The 20,907-nt window shown below is 59.2% G+C and carries 18 protein-coding genes and 1 pseudogene; 15 read left to right on the forward strand and 4 right to left on the reverse strand.

Annotation, left to right across the window (positions count from 1 at the left end; genetic code table 11):
- Positions 1-32 precede the first annotated feature (32 nt).
- Both OCA5_RS02315 and OCA5_RS02325 read right to left on the reverse strand, forming a co-directional pair.
- Entirely contained in the window at positions 33-2,024 is a 1,992-nt protein-coding gene (locus OCA5_RS02315; RefSeq protein ID WP_013912786.1) for a carbohydrate porin, read from the reverse strand.
- Positions 2,025-2,367: 343 nt separating this feature from the next.
- Positions 2,368-3,180: a creatininase family protein gene (locus tag OCA5_RS02325; protein ID WP_013912788.1), complete on the reverse strand. Its 813-nt coding sequence runs from the start codon at positions 3,178-3,180 to the stop codon at positions 2,368-2,370.
- A 108-nt stretch (positions 3,181-3,288) separates the two neighbouring features.
- Between OCA5_RS02325 and OCA5_RS02330 the strand changes: the two genes are divergently transcribed.
- From OCA5_RS02330 to OCA5_RS02350, 5 genes are read left to right on the forward strand one after another with little or no spacing between them, the layout of a single operon-like run.
- Entirely contained in the window at positions 3,289-4,317 is a 1,029-nt protein-coding gene (locus OCA5_RS02330; protein WP_013912789.1) for an ABC transporter substrate-binding protein, read from the forward strand.
- The gene (locus OCA5_RS02335; RefSeq protein WP_012561228.1) at positions 4,314-5,087 is read left to right on the forward strand and encodes an ABC transporter ATP-binding protein; all 774 of its coding nucleotides are present in this window, start codon (positions 4,314-4,316) and stop codon (positions 5,085-5,087) included. The genes OCA5_RS02330 and OCA5_RS02335 overlap by 4 nt, the downstream gene beginning before the upstream one ends.
- Positions 5,088-5,098: 11 nt before the next feature.
- Positions 5,099-5,896: an ABC transporter permease gene (locus OCA5_RS02340; RefSeq protein ID WP_013912790.1), complete on the forward strand. Its 798-nt coding sequence runs from the start codon at positions 5,099-5,101 to the stop codon at positions 5,894-5,896.
- Between the two features lie 5 nt (positions 5,897-5,901).
- Positions 5,902-6,882, forward strand: a complete 981-nt coding sequence (locus OCA5_RS02345) for a 2-hydroxyacid dehydrogenase (protein ID WP_012561226.1) — start codon at positions 5,902-5,904, stop codon at positions 6,880-6,882.
- The gene (locus tag OCA5_RS02350; RefSeq protein ID WP_012561225.1) at positions 6,879-7,577 is read left to right on the forward strand and encodes an AprI/Inh family metalloprotease inhibitor; all 699 of its coding nucleotides are present in this window, start codon (positions 6,879-6,881) and stop codon (positions 7,575-7,577) included. The genes OCA5_RS02345 and OCA5_RS02350 overlap by 4 nt, the downstream gene beginning before the upstream one ends.
- Positions 7,578-7,719: 142 nt before the next feature.
- Here the strand turns inward: OCA5_RS02350 and OCA5_RS18615 are convergent.
- Positions 7,720-7,884 (reverse strand): annotated as a pseudogene (locus OCA5_RS18615) (JAB domain-containing protein); the annotation flags it as partial.
- A gap of 371 nt (positions 7,885-8,255) precedes the next feature.
- On the opposite strand from OCA5_RS18615, the gene OCA5_RS02355 reads away from it, so the two are divergent.
- The 3 genes from OCA5_RS02355 (at position 8,256) to OCA5_RS02365 (ending at position 14,422) form a co-directional block, all read left to right on the forward strand.
- A complete protein-coding gene (locus tag OCA5_RS02355; protein ID WP_012561223.1) occupies positions 8,256-9,176 on the forward strand; it encodes a hypothetical protein in 921 nt (306 codons plus the stop codon).
- Positions 9,177-9,395: 219 nt separating this feature from the next.
- On the forward strand, positions 9,396-12,686 hold the full coding sequence (locus OCA5_RS02360; RefSeq protein WP_012561222.1) for an AAA domain-containing protein: 3,291 nt from the start codon (positions 9,396-9,398) through the stop codon (positions 12,684-12,686).
- The gene (locus tag OCA5_RS02365; protein WP_012561221.1) at positions 12,683-14,422 is read left to right on the forward strand and encodes a phospholipase D-like domain-containing protein; all 1,740 of its coding nucleotides are present in this window, start codon (positions 12,683-12,685) and stop codon (positions 14,420-14,422) included. Before OCA5_RS02360 ends, OCA5_RS02365 begins: the two co-directional genes overlap by 4 nt.
- 202 nt (positions 14,423-14,624) lie before the next feature.
- On the opposite strand, the gene OCA5_RS02370 is transcribed toward OCA5_RS02365, so the two are convergent.
- A complete protein-coding gene (locus OCA5_RS02370) occupies positions 14,625-14,858 on the reverse strand; it encodes a helix-turn-helix domain-containing protein (protein ID WP_012561220.1) in 234 nt (77 codons plus the stop codon).
- A 332-nt stretch (positions 14,859-15,190) separates the two neighbouring features.
- Between OCA5_RS02370 and OCA5_RS02375 the strand changes: the two genes are divergently transcribed.
- The 7 genes from OCA5_RS02375 (at position 15,191) to arsC (ending at position 20,906) form a co-directional block, all read left to right on the forward strand.
- Complete coding sequence (locus tag OCA5_RS02375) at positions 15,191-15,490, forward strand: hypothetical protein (RefSeq protein WP_013912792.1); 300 nt, start codon at positions 15,191-15,193, stop codon at positions 15,488-15,490.
- A complete protein-coding gene (locus tag OCA5_RS02380; RefSeq protein ID WP_012561218.1) occupies positions 15,487-15,933 on the forward strand; it encodes a PIN domain-containing protein in 447 nt (148 codons plus the stop codon). Before OCA5_RS02375 ends, OCA5_RS02380 begins: the two co-directional genes overlap by 4 nt.
- A 78-nt stretch (positions 15,934-16,011) precedes the next feature.
- Positions 16,012-17,394, forward strand: a complete 1,383-nt coding sequence (locus OCA5_RS02385) for an SIR2 family protein (RefSeq protein ID WP_012561217.1) — start codon at positions 16,012-16,014, stop codon at positions 17,392-17,394.
- A gap of 1 nt (position 17,395) precedes the next feature.
- Positions 17,396-19,405 carry an ATP-binding protein gene (locus OCA5_RS02390; protein WP_012561216.1) on the forward strand — a complete coding sequence of 670 codons (2,010 nt, stop codon included), beginning with the start codon at positions 17,396-17,398 and terminating at the stop codon, positions 19,403-19,405.
- A 168-nt stretch (positions 19,406-19,573) separates the two neighbouring features.
- Complete coding sequence (locus tag OCA5_RS02395; RefSeq protein WP_012561215.1) at positions 19,574-19,936, forward strand: ArsR/SmtB family transcription factor; 363 nt, start codon at positions 19,574-19,576, stop codon at positions 19,934-19,936.
- Positions 19,929-20,471 carry an arsenate reductase ArsC gene (locus OCA5_RS02400; protein ID WP_012561214.1) on the forward strand — a complete coding sequence of 181 codons (543 nt, stop codon included), beginning with the start codon at positions 19,929-19,931 and terminating at the stop codon, positions 20,469-20,471. Before OCA5_RS02395 ends, OCA5_RS02400 begins: the two co-directional genes overlap by 8 nt.
- 9 nt (positions 20,472-20,480) lie before the next feature.
- Complete coding sequence (gene arsC / locus OCA5_RS02405) at positions 20,481-20,906, forward strand: arsenate reductase (glutaredoxin) (protein ID WP_012561213.1); 426 nt, start codon at positions 20,481-20,483, stop codon at positions 20,904-20,906.
- The last annotated feature ends 1 nt before the right edge of the window (position 20,907 follow it).

Consider the following 20,907-nt stretch of genomic DNA (forward strand, 5'->3'; position numbering starts at 1 on the left):
TTCGCGTGAACAAAGCGCGTCAAAACAAGACTCTAAAACTCGCCGTGCAGCCGCGCGGAGAAGATCGAGACTGGCCCGCGGTCGGCGTTGTAGGCGGGATTGACGATAAACTGATAGTCGGCCGTCGCTGTGAGTTTTGGCGTGATGGCATAGGCGTAATACGCCTCGATCAGCCGCTCCTGCCGATAGTTCAGCCGGCCGTCGCCGACCAGAACGCCGAGCCCGCCGGCTGCGATAAAATCGCGATGATCGCGCGACAGCGCGTTGATGGCGCCGCCGAGACCGATGGTGTCGTCGGGCCGGCCCCATGATTTGCCCTTGATCGACAGCCCGCCGGAGAGGCTGGCGTCGATGTCGGTGAAGGCCATGATTTCGGTTTTCCCGTCGTTCCAACTCCAGCGTCCGAACAGGCCGACCGTGTCGCTCAATGCTTGTTCAAGATTGATCACATAACCGTACTTGATGCGGCCCTGTCGCGTTGCCGCGATATCGAGGTTGAGTGCGGGATTGTCGAGCGTCGCGCGATAGCTGCCGGAGAATGCGCTGTTGATCCATGCGATCGCCCTCAGCTTGCCCGGCAGTCCGAACAGCTTGTAACGCTGCTCGAGTTCGGCGACATATTCGCCGCGGCGGAACAGCCGCATGTCGAAATTGTCCGAATTGGATTCGGCATCCATCAGGAAGTAGCCGAAGCGCACCGCCCAGTTTTTCTGGTTGAGCTCCGCGGTGGCGCCGTAGGTGAGGCCCACCTTGTCGGCAGCGTAGTCGAATGCGCCTGGCGCCCACAGCGACCAGTTCATGAAATCCTTGCGCGGGTCCTTGGCGTAGCTGTTGCCGTCGAACACGTCGAGCACCGCGAATTTGCCCGCCTGCAGAGTGAGGCGCGAGACGTCGGCCTTGCCGCCGAGTTGCGTGGGGCCACTTTCAAGCGTCTCCTGTTCGCCGCCGAAGCCGAAGGTCTGGCGCACGAACAGGCGCGATGGATTGAAGCGCGGATAAGGGAAGTTCGATTTCTGTGCTTCACCGTTCGAGAAGCCGGCAAGCCCCGCGGTGTCGCTGAGGCCGAAGCCCTGCGCGAATTCGGGATTGAAATACACCTCGCCGCCGTCCCACAGGCGCGCGTTGATGTAGAGGCTGGTGCTCCAGGTCGATTTCGCCTGTCCGGTCGGCGCGAGGCTGTTGGGGCCGGAGTAGGGCGAGCGGAATTGCGGATAGGCCTGCGCGATGTAGGTGGACTGTCCGGAAATCTCCCAGCCTGCCGGCGCGCCTGCGCCAAGCTCGCCGCCGTTCGCGCCAAAGCCGGCCGCATCGATCTTGCGGCTGAGCCCGAGCCGCACGCTGTGCATGTCGAGAGCGCTTGTCGCCTGCAGGCCGGAATTCATTACGACGCTGGTGCGGCCGAAATCGCTGTAGAGATATTCGAGCCGTGCGCTCCATAGCGGTGCGATGGCGTATTCGATGCCGGCACCCGCGGTCCATCCGGTGCGATAGGCGATTCTCTTGTCCTTGAACGGTGCGAGTTCGTTTTCGAAACGCTCGCCCGCGAACGCAAAGCCGCCGGTGACGTAAAGAAGCCATTGCGGTGTGGCGTAGCCGAGCCGCGCACGGAGTGATCCCGCATAGTCGAGCCGCTCGGTCAGCATATTGCCAGCGGTTGGCGTCGTGGCGATGAGAGCGTTGGATTCGAAATAGCTCGGAAAGCTGATGTCGGCTTCCGCGCCGAGCAGGATGCGCGAGGGCAGCAGCACGTTGTAGCCGGCATGGAAGCCGGCCATCGCACCGCCAAAATGATGGTGAGTCGGGAACGCAGACCCATCGATCACTTCGCCATGGGCCGTGCCGAAACTGTAGCCGATATGCGCACCGACATAAGCGCCGTTCCAGTCGTAGGCGGGGATCGCGGGAGCTTTGAGCGGCAGATCCGCGGCTTGCGCGCTGAGCGCCGGAAACGCGGCCGTCATCACCACCGCGAGCGTGTACCTCGCAGGCCTTCGGAGCGAATGTGGGCGGCGAATCGCAGTCATCGCAATCACAGGTGCCATGGTGCTGGTAGCGGCGCTACCGGTGCTGTCGCGGCGTTCACTGTCGTGAGGCCGTCATGAGGGGCGGGCAAAAGACAGAGGCGTTTCATGCTGCGCAAACAAACTTAATTGCAAATGATTGTCAATAGCATTAGGATTATTCGAACCAGGCATGGGTGCTCCCTTCCGATGAATGTGCATGTGAGGCCGAAGATCTTTCGGCTGCTCGGTGTCGCTACGTTTGCGACCGCAGAACTGCCTGAACGCATGAGACTGCCCCCCATGTCGCTGACGGGGCAGGCGGATCGGCGGAACTTTTGAAAATGAAAACTGCAGACGCGAAGCGTCAGGGTGTGGGTCTGTTCGCCAGCCGGGCCATATCGAACGCGTGAACATCAGCCAGAAGCTCGCAGAAGGCTTTTGCGCCGTGTGTGAGAAGCTGCCGCCCTTTGTCGGCGGTGGCGAGTGTGGCATCGCCGGCAACACCGCTCGGATGCAGATCCTGAGCCGCCCATGCGAAGGGCGCGGGGCGGTGGGGCGACAGCCAGCGGAATTCGTTGGCCATCGCGACGCTGGATGGCTCGAACTTTGCGATCTTGTCTTTCCGCACGAGGTCCGGCCGCGCCGCAAGCATGATCGACGTTTCGATTGCGCCGCCATGCACGCCGTGAGTGACTTCCTCCTCCGGGAAAAGCCCTTCCGGTGTGCCGAAGCGGTGCCAATTCGTGGAGACCGCGAGCATGCCGACGCGCGAGCGTAGCTCCTGCGCGACAATCGCCATTGGTGCACTGTTGCCGCCGTGGCTTGTCACCATCACGATCTTTTTGACACCGCTGCGGGCGACGCTTTCGCCGAGCGACATCCAGTGGCGAATGGCAACGTGGTAAGGCAGCGTCACCGTGCCGGGATAATCGATATGTTCGATCGAGAACCCAACGCTTTGAACGGGCAGGAACGATGCTGGAATATTTGGCGGAAGCTGTGCTTGCACCTCGGCGAGATAGGCCTCCGCGATCATCGTGTCGGTGCCGAGTGGCAGATGCGGCCCGTGCTGTTCGGTCGCAGCGAGCGGCAGCACGGCAATCCATTGCGATGCTGTTGCGGGATCGACGTCCGGCCAATGGATCGTGGTCCAGTCGCGGAGGGGCAATGAGCTCATGAGCGAAGATATCTTTGGATGAGGCCGGGCTGATCGATTAGAAGGCGAAGGTACCTTTTCGGAACCTTCTCCCTCATCATGGGCCAGAACGACCAGCGGAGTCCAATCATGCGGTGCCCCCTTTCGTTGCGAGCGTTAACGGCGGCGGGGCTCCTTGTCCTTTCTTTCGGGGTACCATCGCAGGCACAGGACACGCAAAAGCTCGACAAGGTTTCGTTCGGCACCAACTGGCTCGCGGAGGGCGAGCATGGCGGCTTTTTCCAGGCGCTCGCCGACGACACCTACAAGAGTTACGGCCTCGATGTGACGATCGTGCCGGGCGGGCCGAACGTCAACAACCGGATCATGCTGCTGTCGAAGAAGCTCGATTTCGACATCGCCGCCAACAATCTGCAATCGCTCGATGCGGTCGCAAACAAGGTGCCGGTGGTCGCTGTCGCCGCGATCTTCCAGAAGGACCCGCAGGTGTTCATCACGCATCCGCAGGCCAAGGTGACCAAGCTCGAGGATCTGAAGCCGCTGACGCTGTTCGTCTCGAAAGAGGGAATGCCGACCTATTTCCAGTGGCTCAAGAGCGAGTACGGTTTCAGCGAGGATCACGTCAAACCCTACACCTCCAACGCGCAGCCCTTTCTTGCGGATCGAAACAGCGCGATGCAGGGCTATGTGACCTCGGAGCCGTTCGCCATCGAGCAGAAAGCGAAGTTCAAGCCGACCGTGATCCTGCTCGCCGATTACGGCTTCAACGCCTATTCGACCTTCATCGAGACGCGCGCCGATCTCATCGAGAAAAACCCCGATCTTGTGCAGCGTTTCGTCGATGCCTCGATCGTCGGCTGGTATCGTTACCTCTATGGCGACAACAGCGCAGGCAATGCACTTATCAAGAAAATGAATCCGGAAATGACGGATGCGCTGCTCGATTATACCGTTGCCCGGATGAAGGACCATGGCATCGTCGATTCCGGCGATACGGTGAAAAACGGAATCGGCGCAATGAGCGACGAGCGGATGGCGGATTTCTTCTCGACCATGGTGCGTGCGGGCGTGGTTCGCCGCGACATCGATTTCCGCAAGGCCTACACGCTGCGCTTCGTCAATAAGGGTGTCGGACTCAATCTGCGGCCCGCGCCATGACGGCGATCCGCTGCAGCGAAATCAGGAAGGTTTATCCGCGCGGCGTCGATGCGCTTGGGCCGGTCAGCCTGACGATTGACGAGGGCGAGTTCGTCTCGCTGCTTGGCCCATCTGGATGCGGCAAGTCTACTTTGCTGCGGATCATCGCCGGGCTGGAGCGCCCGAGCGCGGGAGAGATCGTTATCGGCACGCGAACGCGGCCGTCCTCCGGCGGCATCGGCTTTGTGTTTCAGGAGCCGACGCTGATGCCATGGGCGAGCGTGCGCGACAATGTCCGCCTGCCGCTGCGGCTCACGCACGACATGAGTGCGGCAAGCCTTGCACGGGTGGATGATTTGCTCGCGCGCGTCGGCCTGGCCGAATTCGCCGAGGCGTACCCGCGCGAACTCTCCGGCGGTATGAAGATGCGGGTATCGCTCGCGCGGGCGCTGGTGACGGACCCCGATATTTTGCTGCTCGACGAGCCATTCGCCGCGCTCGACGAGATCACCCGTTTTCGCCTCAACAACGATCTGCTGGCGCTGTGGCGCGACCTCGGCAAGACCGTGGTGTTCGTCACCCATTCGGTTTTCGAATCCGTCTTTTTGTCCCAGCGCGTGGTCGTGCTGACCGCGCGCCCCGGCCAGATCAGTTCAGAGCACCGCATCGATGCGCCGGAACCACGGGACGAGAGTTTCCGCACCTCTGCGCCCTATGCCGCCTATTGCCGGGAGGTCTCCGCGGCGTTAGCGCGAGCGAGCGTGGCGCCACACGATATGGTCGCTGGATAAGGGTCGGGACGATGGATATGCCCAGCCGCTCGCCCCAAAGGATGCTGCGCATTCTGATGCCGCTCGTCGTTTTCGTGGTCGTGGCGGGTATCTGGGAAGCGGTGGTCCGTCTGCGCGAGATTCCACCCTATATCCTGCCCGCCCCGAGCCTCATTCTCGAAACGCTGGTGAGGGATTGGGCGCTTCTGTTCGCATCGCTCCTTGCGACGTTGCGGGCGACGCTCGAAGGTTTTCTCGCCGCCGTTGTCGGCGGTATCGGGTTGGCGCTTCTCTTCAGCCGCGCAAAATGGGTTGAAGATGCGTTCCTGCCCTATGCGGTGATCCTGCAGGTAACGCCGGTCATCGCCATTGCTCCGCTGCTTCTCGTCTATCTTCCGCAGCATCTGGCGGTGGTGGCGTGCGCATGGATCGTTGCGTTCTTTCCAGTGCTGTCGAATACCCTGCTCGGGCTGAAATCGGTCGACCGTAATCTCGCGGGGCTGTTTGCGCTGTACGATGCTTCGCCCGCGCAGAAGTTGTGGCGGCTGCGTCTGCCTTCGGCGCTGCCCTACATCATGGGCGGCCTGCGGATTGCCGGCGGCTTGTCGCTGATCGGCGCGGTGGTCGCGGAAATCGCGGCGGGATCGGCCGGCTCCGGCTCCGGCCTTGCGTTCCGGATCGCCGAGGCGGGTTACCGTCTCGATATTCCACGGATGTTTGCGGCCTTGGCGCTCTTGTCGGCCGCGGGGATTGTGATCTATGCCGGGCTGTCGGCATTGTCGCGGCTTGTGCTGCGGCGCTGGCACGAAAGCGCGTTGGAAGGAGAATAAGAACGATGGCGAACGAGGCGGCAAAGCCCGGAATTCTGGTACATGGCCCGAAAAAGCCTTTGGTCGAACGGGGGCTTGCCGAGCGCTTCGACGTCCATGTCATTCACAGCCCGGAAGAGCTGGAGAAGCTTCCGCCCGCGGTGGTGGACAACATCCGCGGTATCGCCGTCACCGGGCTCGTCAAGACCGACGCCGCGATGCTGGCACGTTTCCCGAAACTCGAGATCGTCGCGAGTTTTGGCGTCGGTTACGACCACGTCGATTTCCGTTATGCGGCCGCGCATAACATCGTCGTGACCCACACACCGGATGTGCTGACCGAGGAAGTCGCCGACACCACCATCGGCCTCCTGATTGCGACGCTGCGCGAGTTCATCACCGCCGACCGCTATGTCCGCGAAGGGAAGTGGCCGCAGAAGGATTACCGTCTGAGCCCGGGCTCGCTGCGAGACCGCACCGTCGGTATCGTCGGCATGGGGCGCATCGGCAGAGCGATCGCGCGTCGCGTCGAGGCTTGCGGCGTGCCGATTGTCTATCATTCGCGCAATCCTGCCCCCGGCATATCGTATCGCCACTATCCGAACCTCATCGAGATGGCGAAGGATGTCGATACGATGATCGCCATCACGCCCGGCGGGGCATCGACGCTGAAAATGATCAACGCCGAGGTGCTGAAGGCGCTCGGGCCGCGTGGCGTGTTCATCAACGTCGCGCGCGGCTCGGTGGTCGACGAAGAGGCACTGATCGCGGCTTTGAAGGATGGAACGATCCTCGCGGCGGGGCTTGATGTTTTTGCCCATGAGCCGAACGTGCCGAAGGAGTTCTGGACGATGGACAATGTGGTGCTGCTGCCCCATATCGCCTCGGCCTCGATCGCGACGCGTGACGCGATGGATCAACTCGTCGTCGACAATCTCTTGAACTGGTTCTCCGGCCAGCCGGCGCTGACTCCGGTGGCCGAGACGCCGTTCGGAAAGCGCGAATGAAATTTCCTTTTGGCCTCTTTGTCGTTTGTTTGGTCGCGGGCCTTTGGCCTGCGGCAAAGGCGGCCGCGCAAACTCCGCGGTCGCTTGCAAACGAGATGGTCGGCCAATGGGAGCTTGCCACGGCGGGGCGTGACCGCGCCTGCGTGGTGACGCTGCGCAACAATCCGGTCCCGCTCGGCATGAAGGTCGAATTTGAGAAAGGCTGCGAGGAGGTGCTGCCGTTCACCGGCGCGATTGCATCATGGACGGTGAAGGGGCTCGATCTCGTCCGTTTTCAGGATGAGCGCGGCGAACCGGTGATCGATGTCACCGAGGTGGAGGGCGGCATTCTCGAGGGCGTGCGCACCGGAGAGGGCGTCTACATTCTGCAGAATCTCGTTGCGGCGCGGGCCTTGTCGAAATCGAGCGATCAGATGATCGGCGATTGGGTGATGGTGCGCAGCAACGGCAACCCGATCTGCGGCCTGACGCTGACCAATAATGAAGCGGATGGCCCTGAGAATTTTCAGGTCTTTCTCAAGCCGAAATGCGACCCCACCGTCGGCCGCTTCGCGCCGAGCATGTGGCGGATCGAGCGTGGCGAGATGCTGTTGATCTCCGCAAGTGGCGAGGTCTGGCGCTTCGGTGCCGACGATCACGCGCAATGGCGACGCATTCCCGACAGCGCCGATCCGTTCATCATGGTGCGGCAGTAGTGGCTCCATGTCCCGGATGCCGTGCAGCACGCAGTGCTGCGCTGCAGATCCGGGACCGTTCCGACGATGAACGCTTGTTATGATCCCGGATCTGCGACGCGGCGTGAAGAACGCCGCATCGCGCCCGGGATACGTTCATCACCTACATCAGCCTCATGCCCTTGAGGCTCGAATGGCCGTTCTTGCCGACGATGATGTGATCGTGTACGGAAATGCCGAGCGGGGCCGAGATCGCGACGATCGATTTCGTCATCTGGATGTCGGCCTGCGAGGGCGTCGGGTCGCCGGAGGGGTGATTGTGCATCAACTTGCTAGCCATAGAAAAACAGAGATATTTCAATATCTTATTTCTTGTCCGGGATGAAGTGGTGCCGGTAACTGGTATCTGTAACCCCCGCTAAACCCTTAAAATACCGCTGGAGCCCGCAGTCCCTCAAGCGAAGGTTTGCGTGCTGATGCACACATTGTCGGCATCCCTTCCGCGGCGTTCGTAATGTCCGAGCTGCCTTGGCTTACCGATCAATTCGAATCGCCTATAATGGCTAAAGGCTGATCCGGCCTTGCCGTCCACATTGGTGAAGCCCGCGGGCAGGAACGAGCAATCATCCCGTATGAACCTCTCCCCAAGGTGCGCGGGCCAAGTGGACACGCCGTTGCGAGCACCGTCGGAGCGGTTTCATGCGAATCCAGTTTTCTGATCTCAATCGGCCGAAACAGGCCGCGAAATATCTTACCCGCGCTGGGGCTGAATTGAGCCTCGCTATCGTGCATGAGGCGCTTGCGCGGGCGCTCGGTTACCGGGATTGGCATGAGCTCTCGATAACTGCGCGGCTGAATAATCTCGCCGCAACCGAACAGCCGAGTATCGAGGATGCCGTGAACATCATTCTCGATCTGGCCGACGCGCTGGTCCTCCCCGAAGCTGATGTCCAGCACGCGGTGTCGAAAGCCCGGCTGCTTCGAGCGACGCCATGGACCATTAATGACCACATGTTAATGCGTACCTCTATCTGGAGGCAGCGTGTCTTCGGCACCGCCGGTCGTGGCAAGTCTGGAACCGTGGTGAGAGACAGAGCCTATAATTCGAATACCCCGGCCTATCTTCGCTATCCCGGCCGTCCGACGTATTTGCTTTTCGACACGGGATTTGGCGAGCGTGCCGACTTCGAGGTGGTCACCCCACGTTCACCACTCCCAGACTTCGTGCCCTCGCGAATCTGGTTACCCTACGGGGTGTGGAAGTTGAGCGACGGATCGGAAGTCCCATTCTCGCGCGATTATTTGCCGTTGTGGCGTATTTCGAACGATCGTGCCGAGCGCTTAGCGCCATGGCTTTGGATCAAAGGTATCATGGAGGAAACGCACGTCGCGGATCTTAGGACCACCATATGGGCCTCTGGTCCGCCGCGGGAAAAGGCAGCCGCCTATCTGCATCGGCATCGCATTTCGGAATTGCCGAGGCTGACCGACATTATGCCCCACCTCTTCGAGCCGCAGGTCGATTCCCTACGGGATGGTGTTGCACGCCTCTATGCTGCCCGACGCAATACCGCCGCCCCACCTCCCTACGCCGAACTCAACGCCCGTGTTTTGGTTTGATCCCCACCTTGTTGCCAACTCGAGCGGCAAGCTGGCTGCGAATCTGCTAATCGCGAGGTATCAACGGACTCGAACCAAATGGCTGTAGATAAGAAAAAGAGTACCGCGCCGCTAGATTCGCGTTTCAAATTTGCAGAAGACTCTTTTGCGCGGTTGTCGGGAGGGTGGGACTCTCACCTGCGCACTGCTATCGGCGTCGCGGATGGCGAGGCGTATCTTGTGCGCTTGTTCAAGAAAACAGGCACAGCGCTCGACGATGATCTGCGGGCAATTGTCGCCCGCGGACTGCGACGGATACGACGAGTGCTCTCATCACGTCGTGCTCGAGACGTTCTCGTCGAGGTTCTCGAAATCGCGGAAGACCAGCATGAGCTGGCTATTGTCATGGTCGACCCTGGGGGGCCGATCTCCAGAGCATTGCACCGTCGCAGCACGAGCGAGGGGCGCTATCTGGCGAGCGCAAGTCGTGGTGTCTTCTGGCGAAACATGGTTCGCGTCGCAGAAGCACTAGCGCTGTGTCACGACGCCGGCATCGTGCATGGTGGCGTCAGCCCGCATTCGATATTTTCGCATAGAGACAAAAGCGCTGATTATCGTCTCGGCGGTGTCGAGGCCTGCGTCCATATCTCGGATGGCGATCTCGAAGCAAACGGGCACCTACTGCGCGCTTCCGCCGTGATCTCTTTCCGGCAGGACTGGATCGATCTGGCTGCCGTTGCCGGCGCGCTCCTTGGCCTAGACGGTGACACACCTCCCGCGCTTCTGTCCGTCGAACGCCGAATGCTTGAACGGCTTGCCAGTCCGCCGCAGTTTCAGCTCTTTGATGGAGCGGTTGTCCTCGACGAGCTGCGAAATGTCGTCACCGAACTTGACAGGGTTGGCTCAAGTTCGGACGGCGAACTAATTCTCTATCCATCGAGGAGTGTCGCTCAGAGTGATTTGCCGGCTCTCTCTTCGGGCACCATACCCGCAGCCGACAGTGCCGCGATCATGCAGTTTGTCGCCGACGATTTGCTTTCGACCGGCGCTCGCCTTGTCCCAGCCGGACAGGATACGGCGCGCCTCATGACCGACCTCGCGATCTACAACATACGAATCATGAGCGACTCTGTCGGTATGATCGAAGGGGCGCACCAGCGCCGCGCAAACGAATGGATGAATGGCGCGGTGGACATCGTTCATCGACTGCACCTCTCAAGAAATCGAGCGAACGCCGAAGAGCGGGTTCGAAATCTCGGGCCAGGCGCCAAGCGTTGGCGCGACCTCTTGGAGCCTGTCCGGTCTGCTGACAGCACCACTGATGTTCCAATATGGTTCGCTCTCATCCTTCTCGAAGCCTTCACTCTGCTGAGGGAGCAGTTTCGCCTCTATCCCGTCGATGTACTTGCTCCAACTAACGCAGAGGCGAACGTCGTTTGGCTAGCGCCAAGTGATGACGCAGAGCGTGATGCCCAACGCGAAACGGTGGGGCTGCGCCCAGCAGCTGAGGCGCTAAGGCGCGAACTGAAGTATGACGACGGAAAAGCAAACTGGACACTATCGCAAACGGCGGGCCTCGCGATGGGCCGCGAGCGTGTGCCTGAACTCAGCTATGAAGGCAACGGCCTCGTCAAGGGAAAGACGGCGTTTGCTTTCGGAAGCAACCTGTCGATCCAAGCAGGGCAACGGCTTTTCCTGCGCCCTCGCAAGGACACTGGTGCCGAGCGGGCCATCCGGCGACGGCTGCAGAATGTTGTGGCCGCGAGGTCCAATGTCGAACTGCTGAGGGCGCTGGACGATCCGGCCCAGGTTGCCATGGATGAAGTGTTGCGCGACATCGCCTCGCCCAGCCCGCCACCAGCCGATGCCGATATGGAACGATCCAAGATCGAGGCCTGGGAATCAATCGTCGCTGGCAGATCCATCAATGTGGTTGTCGGTCCACCGGGTGTGGGCAAGACCTTTTTGATCTCACACCTCGTGAAGAGCATCCTGCACAAAACGCCTGATGCAAGAATCCTCGTGTCATCTCAGAACCACGAGACGCTTGGTCACATGGAGGATGAGCTTCGCAAGTTCCTCCCCGCAACTTCCACCATCGTCGTTCGCGTCGAGCGATCTCGCTCCAGCGAAAAAGAGAGCACGCTGAGGCGGAGTTCACATTCTCTGCTACGCTCCGTGTCGAAACCTGACTCGGCTAGCGCCGCGATCATGGCCAATCAGCTCAATCAAATCATCCAGGCACTCAGACCTGTAGATACCTCGGAGCAGTCGATTGCGGATCGCACTCTCCGCGATACCGACAATTTGATGCTGCGATCATCGGATGTGACGCTGGCTACTACGTCGTCGCATATTCTTGAGGAGATGATTGCCGATGGCGAACAGTTCGACTGGGTCTTTATCGAGGAGGCGGCGCGGGCTAACGGTGCCGAACTGATCGGTGCCCTGCTCCTAGGAAACCGGCGGGTGATGATCGGCGATCACAATCAGCTATCGCCCTTCGATGCGGCGGATCGTCAGAAGTTCTACGATGCCAGCCGGGCTAGCGAGCTTCTGCGGGGTGCAAAGGAGAAACTGTCCGCGATCCCTGACCTGCCGGGTGAGGTGGAGGTTGCCCTCAATGCACTGAAGGCAGATCAATTTCTGCTCGGCGACGTCCTTGCCATCGCGTCTCGGCTTGAAGAGCCATTCAAATCGATTGCCGAGAGAGAAGAGATCAGGGCTAGGGAGACCGGGCGCCCCAGCATGATCGCCGACATGCTACGCGAGCAGAGCCGTATGCATCCTGCGATATGCGAGCTGGTTTCCAACACGTTCTACAAGCGACAGCTTGCATCCTCGGACAGAGCGAAGACTCGCAAGCAAGCCGTAGAATGCACCGAGGGATTTTCTAGTTCTCCAGTCGTCATTCTGGATGTGCCCTCGCTTAGCGTGGTCAAGAGGCGGGCATTCGAACAAACGGTAAGGCGCTCTTATCGCAACGAGGTCGAGGCGACAGCCCTGCTGGCCGCTATGGCGAAGCTGCGCCCTATACTTCGTGAGGGCGAACCGGTGCCGACCCTTATCGTGCTGTCTCCATATCTTGCGCAGGTCAATCATCTCGAACGACTGATCAAGCCTCTGATTGATGTGTCCGCTGGCACTCTGTTTGGCTTCGCCAGCCCGCGGGGCGATGGAAAGTTCGTCTGCACGAGCGACAGCTTTCAGGGCGGCGAGGCCGACCTTGTCCTTGCTAGCCTTGTTCGCAATAACGTCCTCGTCGGATCAAGGGCTCTTGGCTTCATGAAGAACCCTCAGCGCCTGAACGTATTGCTTAGTCGCGCCAAGCATAAGCTGGTTCTCGCAACCAGCCGTCAGTTCATCCGCAATGCGGTGGAGGGTATCGACCCCGACGCGATCAGTGATGAACTCAACTTTCTGCGGATCATGCTCAACGAAGTCGAGCGCTTGTCCGAGGCTGACTTTCCGTCGGTCGGCAAAGGTGCCTGCGTCGTCCCTGTCGATGAGCAGGGGAGGCTCTCCCGGTGAAAAACATCTACATCCCGGCGTGGCACTATCGAGCGCCCGGCATCGTCCAGCGGATCTGGGGCTGGAGTCCGGTCGAGGAAATGATCCTGCTGTCACTGGATCGAAGTCCGGGAACGATCGAGGACGTTTCCAAGATTCTGAAAATTCCCCGACAGCTAGTCGGCTCTACTGTCGCCCGACTCATGCAATTCGGGCTTGCTGAAGTCCGGTTGTCGCCGCAACCGGTCCTATCCACAAGCAGCGTCGGTCACGACTTCATCCGCACTGGGCATGCGCTTCCGGAACGCACTGCCGATCGTGAGATCGGCATCAGTGTCGTCTATGAGAAGGTCGGACTATCCGTGTTCAGGACAAGGGACGTTGACACAATCCCCGTCACCAAACTTCCCGCCAAAGGTGCAATCATCACCTTTCCCAAAGGAGAGCCGCCAGAGACGCACTATTCGATGATGCAGCGCGTCAACGAGTTTATGGTGGGTATGCTCAGACCGGGTGAATGGCTGCGAGGCGTTCAGGCCAACAGCTCTTTTCTCGAGAAGAGATTTTTGGTGCTTGACCTCGACGAAGTCGCGGCCGGTGTGTTTCCGCAAGGTTCAAGCGATCAACTCGTTGAGTCCCTCAAGGGGACGATCAAGACCGGGATTCTACCAAGAACCACGTCTCCGCCACCGGAGCGTCCCGTATCAATCGAGACGCGCTTTGACGCCGATCAACTTATCGTCGGCGCCGAGCAGCATTTGCAGCGCTTCGAGCAGATTGTGGGCGCCGCCAAATCCAACGTATTTGTTCTATCTACTTTCGTGGCCGCGCAGTCCGACGAGAAAGGCAGGGATCGCCGGGAACGCATCGTGCGAGCATTGGAGAATGCGTGCGAACGGGGTGTCAGATGCCACCTCTTTTTCGGCACATCGCTCGATCGCGCCAAGCACGCCGCGGCCATGCAAGAACTGTATCTTCGCTTGTCCGCCGCGAGACAAACAAGGGGCTATCTGCAGGTGCAAAGGGATCCTGTTGGCAGTCATGCCAAGTTCCTAGCAGCCGACGACGGTCACGATGGTGCGGTTGTGCTGATGGGTTCGTGCAATTGGCTCCACTCCCCCTTCTCGGCAGTTGAAGTCTCGGCCGAATTCAGAGAGGCCAATGCGGTCGCAGAAGGGTTGGATTTGCTCCGTGAGATTGTCTCCAAACTCGCCAGTGCAAGCCGATCCGTGGAAACGCTACAGTTCATGGCATCCGAACTGCGTCGTCAGCGAAACATGCTGTCGAACTCGGAAGAAGAGGAGACGCCAGCTGCCAAGCTGACAATTCTGCATGCCGCCGACCATGAGCGCCTGCTGCGAGTTGCTGCTCACGATGCGCAGCAACGCTTCGTTTGCTGTACAAACAAGGTCGGGGCTAACATGGTTCCGGCGCTGTTCGATCCAGCTGAGGTGGCAGGAAGGCGGCTGAGCGATGTCCGGATCTACTATTCGCGCCGTTCTGGCCCGGTGAAACGCGGACATGTGACGAAACATCGAGAACGGCTCCATGGAATAGTCGAACTCATCGGGGTACCCGAGCCGCAGCTACATGCGAAGTTTCTGGTCTGGGACAGCAATCATATCGTGGTCAGCAGTTTGAACTGGGGTTCGCAGTCAGGCCTCGAGGACAACCCGCTGGATGAAATCGGCCTGTACCTGGAAGGGCCAGATTTGGCGGCGTCTTTGCTCGAGAAATTTGAGGCCGAATGCGCGTGATCGGGCCAGGGCAGTCGCTCATTTAGCGTCATCTGGCTGCACCATGAATCGCGCTGACGTAGGGCACGTCACTTTGTTCTTCTCGTCCCAAGCGTCAAGGTCGCGTGATGGGTAGAGGACACGCGTCCGCGCGGCGATCAACGCGTCGCATCGCTATCGCGCACAGTAGTCGCGGCAAGGTGTATGACGGGCATCTCCATGTTCAACCCGCATCTTCACCGGCATTCATGGTGAGTCCTTTTGGCGCACGGCACGTCACGATGTTTGCGCGGTCCCACTCAGCCAATGATTCTATCGGATAGAGGATCGTCTTTCCAATCTTAACGAAGGAAGGGCCGATCCGCATACCCCGCCAATTCCGGAGCGTGCCGACCGTGATGCCGCCGCGATAGCGTTCGGACACTTCCTCTGGTGTTAGAAATTTTGATTCTGACATTTCGGCTCCTCGCGATTTAGGCGTGCGCGCTCCAAACGTCCGCACTTCTGAAAGAGACCTTCGATCGATGTGGCGCTGCGAGATCGGCAGCTTACCTCTCACGAGCGCGCACATTCCCTCATGCTGTCTCACGGAGGAAGATCGTCGCGCGTCGCGCCATTGGAAAGACGGCCGCTAAGCGGAGCGTAGAAATCGGATGCTTTAGCGTGGAATCGGGACGAGTATGGCGTTCAGGGCGCAATGACCCGGCGTCATTTTGACCGAAACCGCTGGCTACGCCTTGCAAATCGCCTGTCTCTGGATATATTACTGGAAATCTCGTGGAGACCCCGATGGGAAACTCACAACGTCGAGCCATTCAGAACTACCGGACCCGCTTGGGCGAGCGCGGCCTTGCGCGCTTCGAGGTGCTTGCCCGTGACGCTGATCGCGATCTAATCCGGTCCTTGGCACGCCGGCTTGCCGAGGATGATGCCGAAGCATCGAAATTGCGCGCCATAGTCGGTGAAGCCGTTGCTGGCGAGCCTCCCAAGAAGGGGGGCATCCTCGCCGCTCTCCGCCGATCGCCGCTTGTCGGTGCAGACCTTGACCTTAGCCGGCAGCGCGAGGAAGGGCGCAAGGTCGATCTTTGACCCGCTATCTGCTCGACACCAACATCATCAGCAACGTCATCAAGCCGAAGCCTTCGGAGGCTCTTTTGACGTGGATGGCCGCGCAGCAGGACGATGATCTGTTCATTGCTTCCCTGACAATAGCTGAAATCCGACGCGGCATTCTGGAAAAGCCGCGGGGCAAGAAGCGCGACACGCTCGACGCTTGGTTTAACGGGCCCGAAGGGCCGCGGGCCCTGTTCGCCGGTCGCATCCTGGCATTTGACGACAAGGCGGGCTTGATCTGGGCGGACCTCATGGCGAAGGGGAAAATTGCCGGCCGACCGAAAAGCGGGTTGGACATGATTATTGCTGCCGTCGCTGCCGCCAACGAATGCGTCGTGGTGACGGATAACGAGAAAGATTTTGTCGGCCTTCAGATAATCAATCCGATGCGGGAGCGGTTTGAGACTGCGAAGAAATAGCGATGCCGTGGCAGATAGTTAAAGTCCTGATTGCAAGGGAAAATACTATGGGGGATCCTGCGGCTTGGGGGAGAAATGATGACAACTGCATCCACGCCGCCGAATGAATATCAGCTCATCGGTCAAACTGAAGACGGCAGCGCTGGCGATCTCCTGCAAGATCTCGATCAGAAAGCCGGGCGTATTCGTCTTCAGGCGTTGATTTCTGAATGGCTCCGGATGGAGAACCTTGTCGTTCTGACGGGCTCGGGAACGTCGGTTTCGGCCAAGGGCAAGACGATGGCCGATCTTGAAAAGGCCGTCTTCGCGACGATTGAAGCGTTGTCCGATCTTCCACCGTCGATAGCGGCGATCATCAAGGCAAGGAAGGATGCAGTCGATCTTGATGTGCTCGGCGATGGGATTGGGTTTGAGGCGTGGCTTTCGTTTGTCGCCAACGCTTTCGTCATTGCAGGTTCGAAAGAGACACCGTTTTCCGGCGTAACATGGTCCACGACCCCCGCGCCAAGCGTCAAAGAGCTTCAATGGTTCGTTGACCGGCTGCGCACCTCCATTTTTGCGGAGTGCGCGCTAACGCTTCCGAATACGACCGTAGCGAAGTCCGCGAGTGAGATTGCTCCGCAACTCGCGTTCCTGTCCAAGCTGGTGGCGCGCGATAGCAATTTAGGGCGTGCCCACCTTTTCACGCTCAACTATGATACCCTTTTCGAGCAGGCATTGGAGTTGCTGGGCATCCAGTATTTCGATGGCTTTACTGGTCGGGCGGCTGCGCGGTTCGATCCCTCCGTCTATGGATTGGATATCTACTACCCAGGCGAGGTCGCCGAGGGCCGTGTCCGTCGCTTCGATAAATTTCTGCATTTCTACAAACTGCACGGGTCCATCCATTGGTTCGAACGGGATGGCGAAATGCGCGCGCGCCATCCCAATCTCACGCCCTTTCAAGGTTATGCGGACCTGAAGCCCGACGAAAAAGCCGCATTGCTGACCAAGCTATCTGGTGCCGTTCCCTCCGTCGGCATTCTCCCAACCGCCAATAAATTCGCCCAAACCCTGACGATGCCCTATGCGCATCTTTTCCGCTCATTTCAGGTTCGGCTCGGCGTTCCACAAACCTTTCTGCTCATTCTCGGCTACGGTTTTGGTGACGATCACGTCACTCGCATTATCGAGAACGCGCTGATGAATCCCTCGCTGGTGATGCTTGTGGTCGAGCCGAATCCTGCCAGCTCGGTTATTAAGCGAATCCGTGACTACAAAGATCTCGGAAAGCGTGCCTTTGTGTTGTGCCCGACGAACGCCGCATTCGCCGCTGCCAAATTCAAGCACGCGACGTTTGATGATTTTGCCCGATCAGTGATGCCGGACGTTCAATGGCTCGACGACTTCTTGCGCTTGCGGCGGTTTGAAAAGCAGATCGCTTCATCGGCTTCTTCTTCTGATCCCGACCCGGCGGCATGAGATGGATAACCCTCGTCTCGTTGGACATATCGTTGCCGTTCAGGGGTTCAGAGTCAAAGTCGAACTCCTCCCTGAAACTCGTTCGGCATTGCGTGCAACTTTAGACGGCGTACAGGCCGCTATCGCAATCAACGCCTATCTAACATTTTCGCTGGGGGCCGGCGAAACCGTCATCGGGATCATTACAGACCTTGAAGCGCGCGAAAGTTTTGATCCGACCAGTGGGGACGATCTGAGTCTTGAACTTATGAAGCCCCGCCGCGTAGCTAGCGTGCAGTTGTTGGGCACGATCGAGCATTCGGACGATGATCCCTCGTTCAGCCCCGGCATATCGGTCCTGCCGACCCTCGACACGCCGGCGGAAATCGGGTCGCCTGACGTGCTAAGAGCGGTCTTCGAGATTCCGCCGCGTCGGAACAAACCGGAAGGGTATGACGAAAAGGACTTCGATTGCGATCTGAAGATCGGATTTCCAACGGGGCAAGCCCGGAACGTCGTTCGCGCTTCCTATAATGATCTGTTCTCACGCCCGCTCGCCATTGTGGGGAACACTGGCTCCGGCAAATCCTATTCGGTCTCCAGCCTTATTCAGAAGGCGATGAAAGCGCTCGACGGTGCCACTGAGGAACCCCATGTTTTCATCCTCGACATCAACGGCGAGTACGAGAAGGCATTTCCTTCGGGAAAAACTGCCGCTCGCTTACCTGATCGCATTTATCTGAACGGCGAGGAGTTTGGACTTCCGCTTTGGTTCCTAAACGCTGAGGAAATCTGCTCGTGGTTGAGCGCTGCGGAGCAGACCCAGGAGCCAGTCTTGAAAGATTGGTGGGCGATCGCCAAAGGCGGTGATGCGGGACAGGTAGCAAACCTAAACACGCTTCAAAGTGCGCTGAGTTCTATCGAAAAACTGCTTGCCGATCTTCAGAAGATACAGCGGAAATCGGCAGGATCATATTGCGATCTGATCGTTGGATATCTGGTAGGCTCCGGTATCGACACGAACACCTTTGAGGGACTGTTCGCATCCCACAAAGCCATTACGGGGTTCAATCAGGAAGTTCTAGCGAACGCGGCCCAAATCCAGGCTGAGGCTCGAAAAATTCAGGACGAAATCCGAGCAAAGATCGTCGGAGGCAGTTACGTCGGAGAGCAGGCCGCGCGAACCGCCGATTCTCCGCTGCCCATATCGCGTTCAACGCTGACAGACCCGTCTCTCATCAATCGCGCGGTATCGAAAGAGGATACCATCCGCGTCGATGCACATCTCACAACTCTGAAATTGAGATTGAAGACGCGGCTCGACGACCGGCGGTGGCACTCGTTCCTCAACTACGAAGATGCTGCGACCAAAATTCCAAATCTGGAATCTTGGTTTGCGCGTTTCGGCCTCGGCAAAGCCACTGGGCCGAAGGTGTCGGTGCTCGACCTCTCGATGTTGGGCAATGAAATTCTTCCCTATGCCTGCGCTGTCATTGGCCGGCTGTTGTTGGAGGCAAGAGAGCGATTGCCAGCGGCATCGCGTTACAAGCATCCATGGGTGCTCGTCTTGGAGGAGGCGCATAACTATGCACGACCAGCGAGGACGGACGAAGATCGCGGCCATCGGCTGGCGCGTTTAGCCTATGAACGTATCGCCAAGGAAGGGCGGAAGTTCGGTTTGTCGCTTATGATCGCAAGCCAGCGGCCTAGCGAGATCAGCCAGACTATCATCAGCCAATGCGCCAACTTCATCAGTCATCGCTTGCAGAACCCGGACGATATTGACCATTTCCGCCGCATCATTCCCATGCAGGCGCGGCGTCTGCTCGATCAGGTAACAATACTGTCCTCGGGTGAAGCGATCGTGTTTGGGAGTGCGTTTCATATCCCGACGCGGGTGCAGCTCGACCGAGCCGAGCCTGGTCCATATAGCCAGACCGCAGCACCGTTCTACGAGTGGGCAAAAGATACCACGCCGTTCCCCTTGAAAACCGTAATCGAAGCATGGGGCGCTGATGACACTACAGCGTAAAGCTGACTGATCTTTTGCCGTCATCAATTAATGTTATCTCGTCGCGCACCGCCTTCGTGCAAGACCGTCATAGAGGGCTCGACGCCAAAATCGCTTTTCGCGGACTGGCGCGAGACGAATTCTTGGTGTATTCAATACCTCAATGATTCTTGAGATATTGAGATATTGATGTACGAAAAACAGGCCCTCGACGCCTTCGCCGCGCTTTCGCAGGAAACAAGGCTCCGTATCGTCCGTCATTTGGTCACGGCCGGTCCCGAAGGGATGTCGGCCGGCGCCATCGGCGAGGCCATGGACAGCGCATCCTCCTCGCGGATGTCCTTTCACCTGGGCCATCTCGAGCAGGCCGGACTTGTCGAGTCTCGGCGGGAAGGACGCTCGATCATCTACAGCGCGGCGCTGGTGACGCTCTCCAGCCTCATTGAATTCCTCATGCGCGATTGCTGCCAGGGCCATCCCGAGGTGTGCAATCCGGCCGTCGCCGCGCTGTCCTCCTGTTGCGAACCCGCGAAAGGTGCTTCCGATGTCTGATGCAGATCAGCCAGACCGCATCTTCAATGTCCTTTTCCTTTGCACCGGCAATTCGGCTCGCTCGATCCTTGCCGAAAGTATTCTCGCCAAGGATGGAGCCGGCCGCTTTCGTGCCTTTTCCGCAGGCAGCCAGCCCAAGGGCGAGGTCAATCCCTTCGCGTTGAAGGTGCTGAGGAGCTTCGATTATCCCGTCGATGGCTTCCGCTCGAAAAGCTGGGAGGAGTTTGCGGGGCCTGACGCTCCGGTCATGGATTTCGTGTTCACGGTTTGCGACAACGCCGCCGGCGAAACTTGCCCGGTCTGGCCGGGCCAGCCGATGACGGCGCATTGGGGCATAGAAGACCCCGCTGCGATGGAAGGTTCCGACATCCAGAAGGAAGCCGCCTTCGTTGCCGCGTTTCGTTATATGAGGAACCGCATCTCTGTTTTTGCGGCGTTGCCGATATCGAGCCTCGACAAGGCATCGCTGCGCACGAAGCTCGTAGAAATCGGGCAATCGGACGGCGCGTCCTCGCCTCGCAACAGCGCGGCGTGAGGCAGGGCCATGGATGTCATCATCTATCACAATCCCGACTGCGGCACCTCGCGTAACACGTTGGCGATGATACGCAACGCCGGCGTCGAGCCGCATGTCATTGAATATCTCAAGACGCCACCGTCGCGCGCGCTGCTGACGCAACTCATCGCGCGCATAGGCATCTCCGTCCGGGCGCTCCTGCGTGAAAAGGGCACACCCTACGCAGAGCTTGGCCTTGCCGATTCAGAGCTAACCGATGACCAGCTTCTCGACGCCATGATGGCGCATCCAATCCTTATCAATCGGCCGGTTGTCGTCAGTCCCAAGGGTGTGAAACTCTGCCGGCCGTCTGAAGAAGCTCTCGACCTGCTGCCGCAGCAGCAAGGCGAGTTCATCAAGGAAGACGGCGAGCGCGTCATCGACGAACAAGGCCGCCGCATCGCGACGGCTTGAG

Source organism: Afipia carboxidovorans OM5, from assembly GCF_000218565.1.
Taxonomy (GTDB): Bacteria; Pseudomonadota; Alphaproteobacteria; order Rhizobiales; family Xanthobacteraceae; genus Afipia; species Afipia carboxidovorans.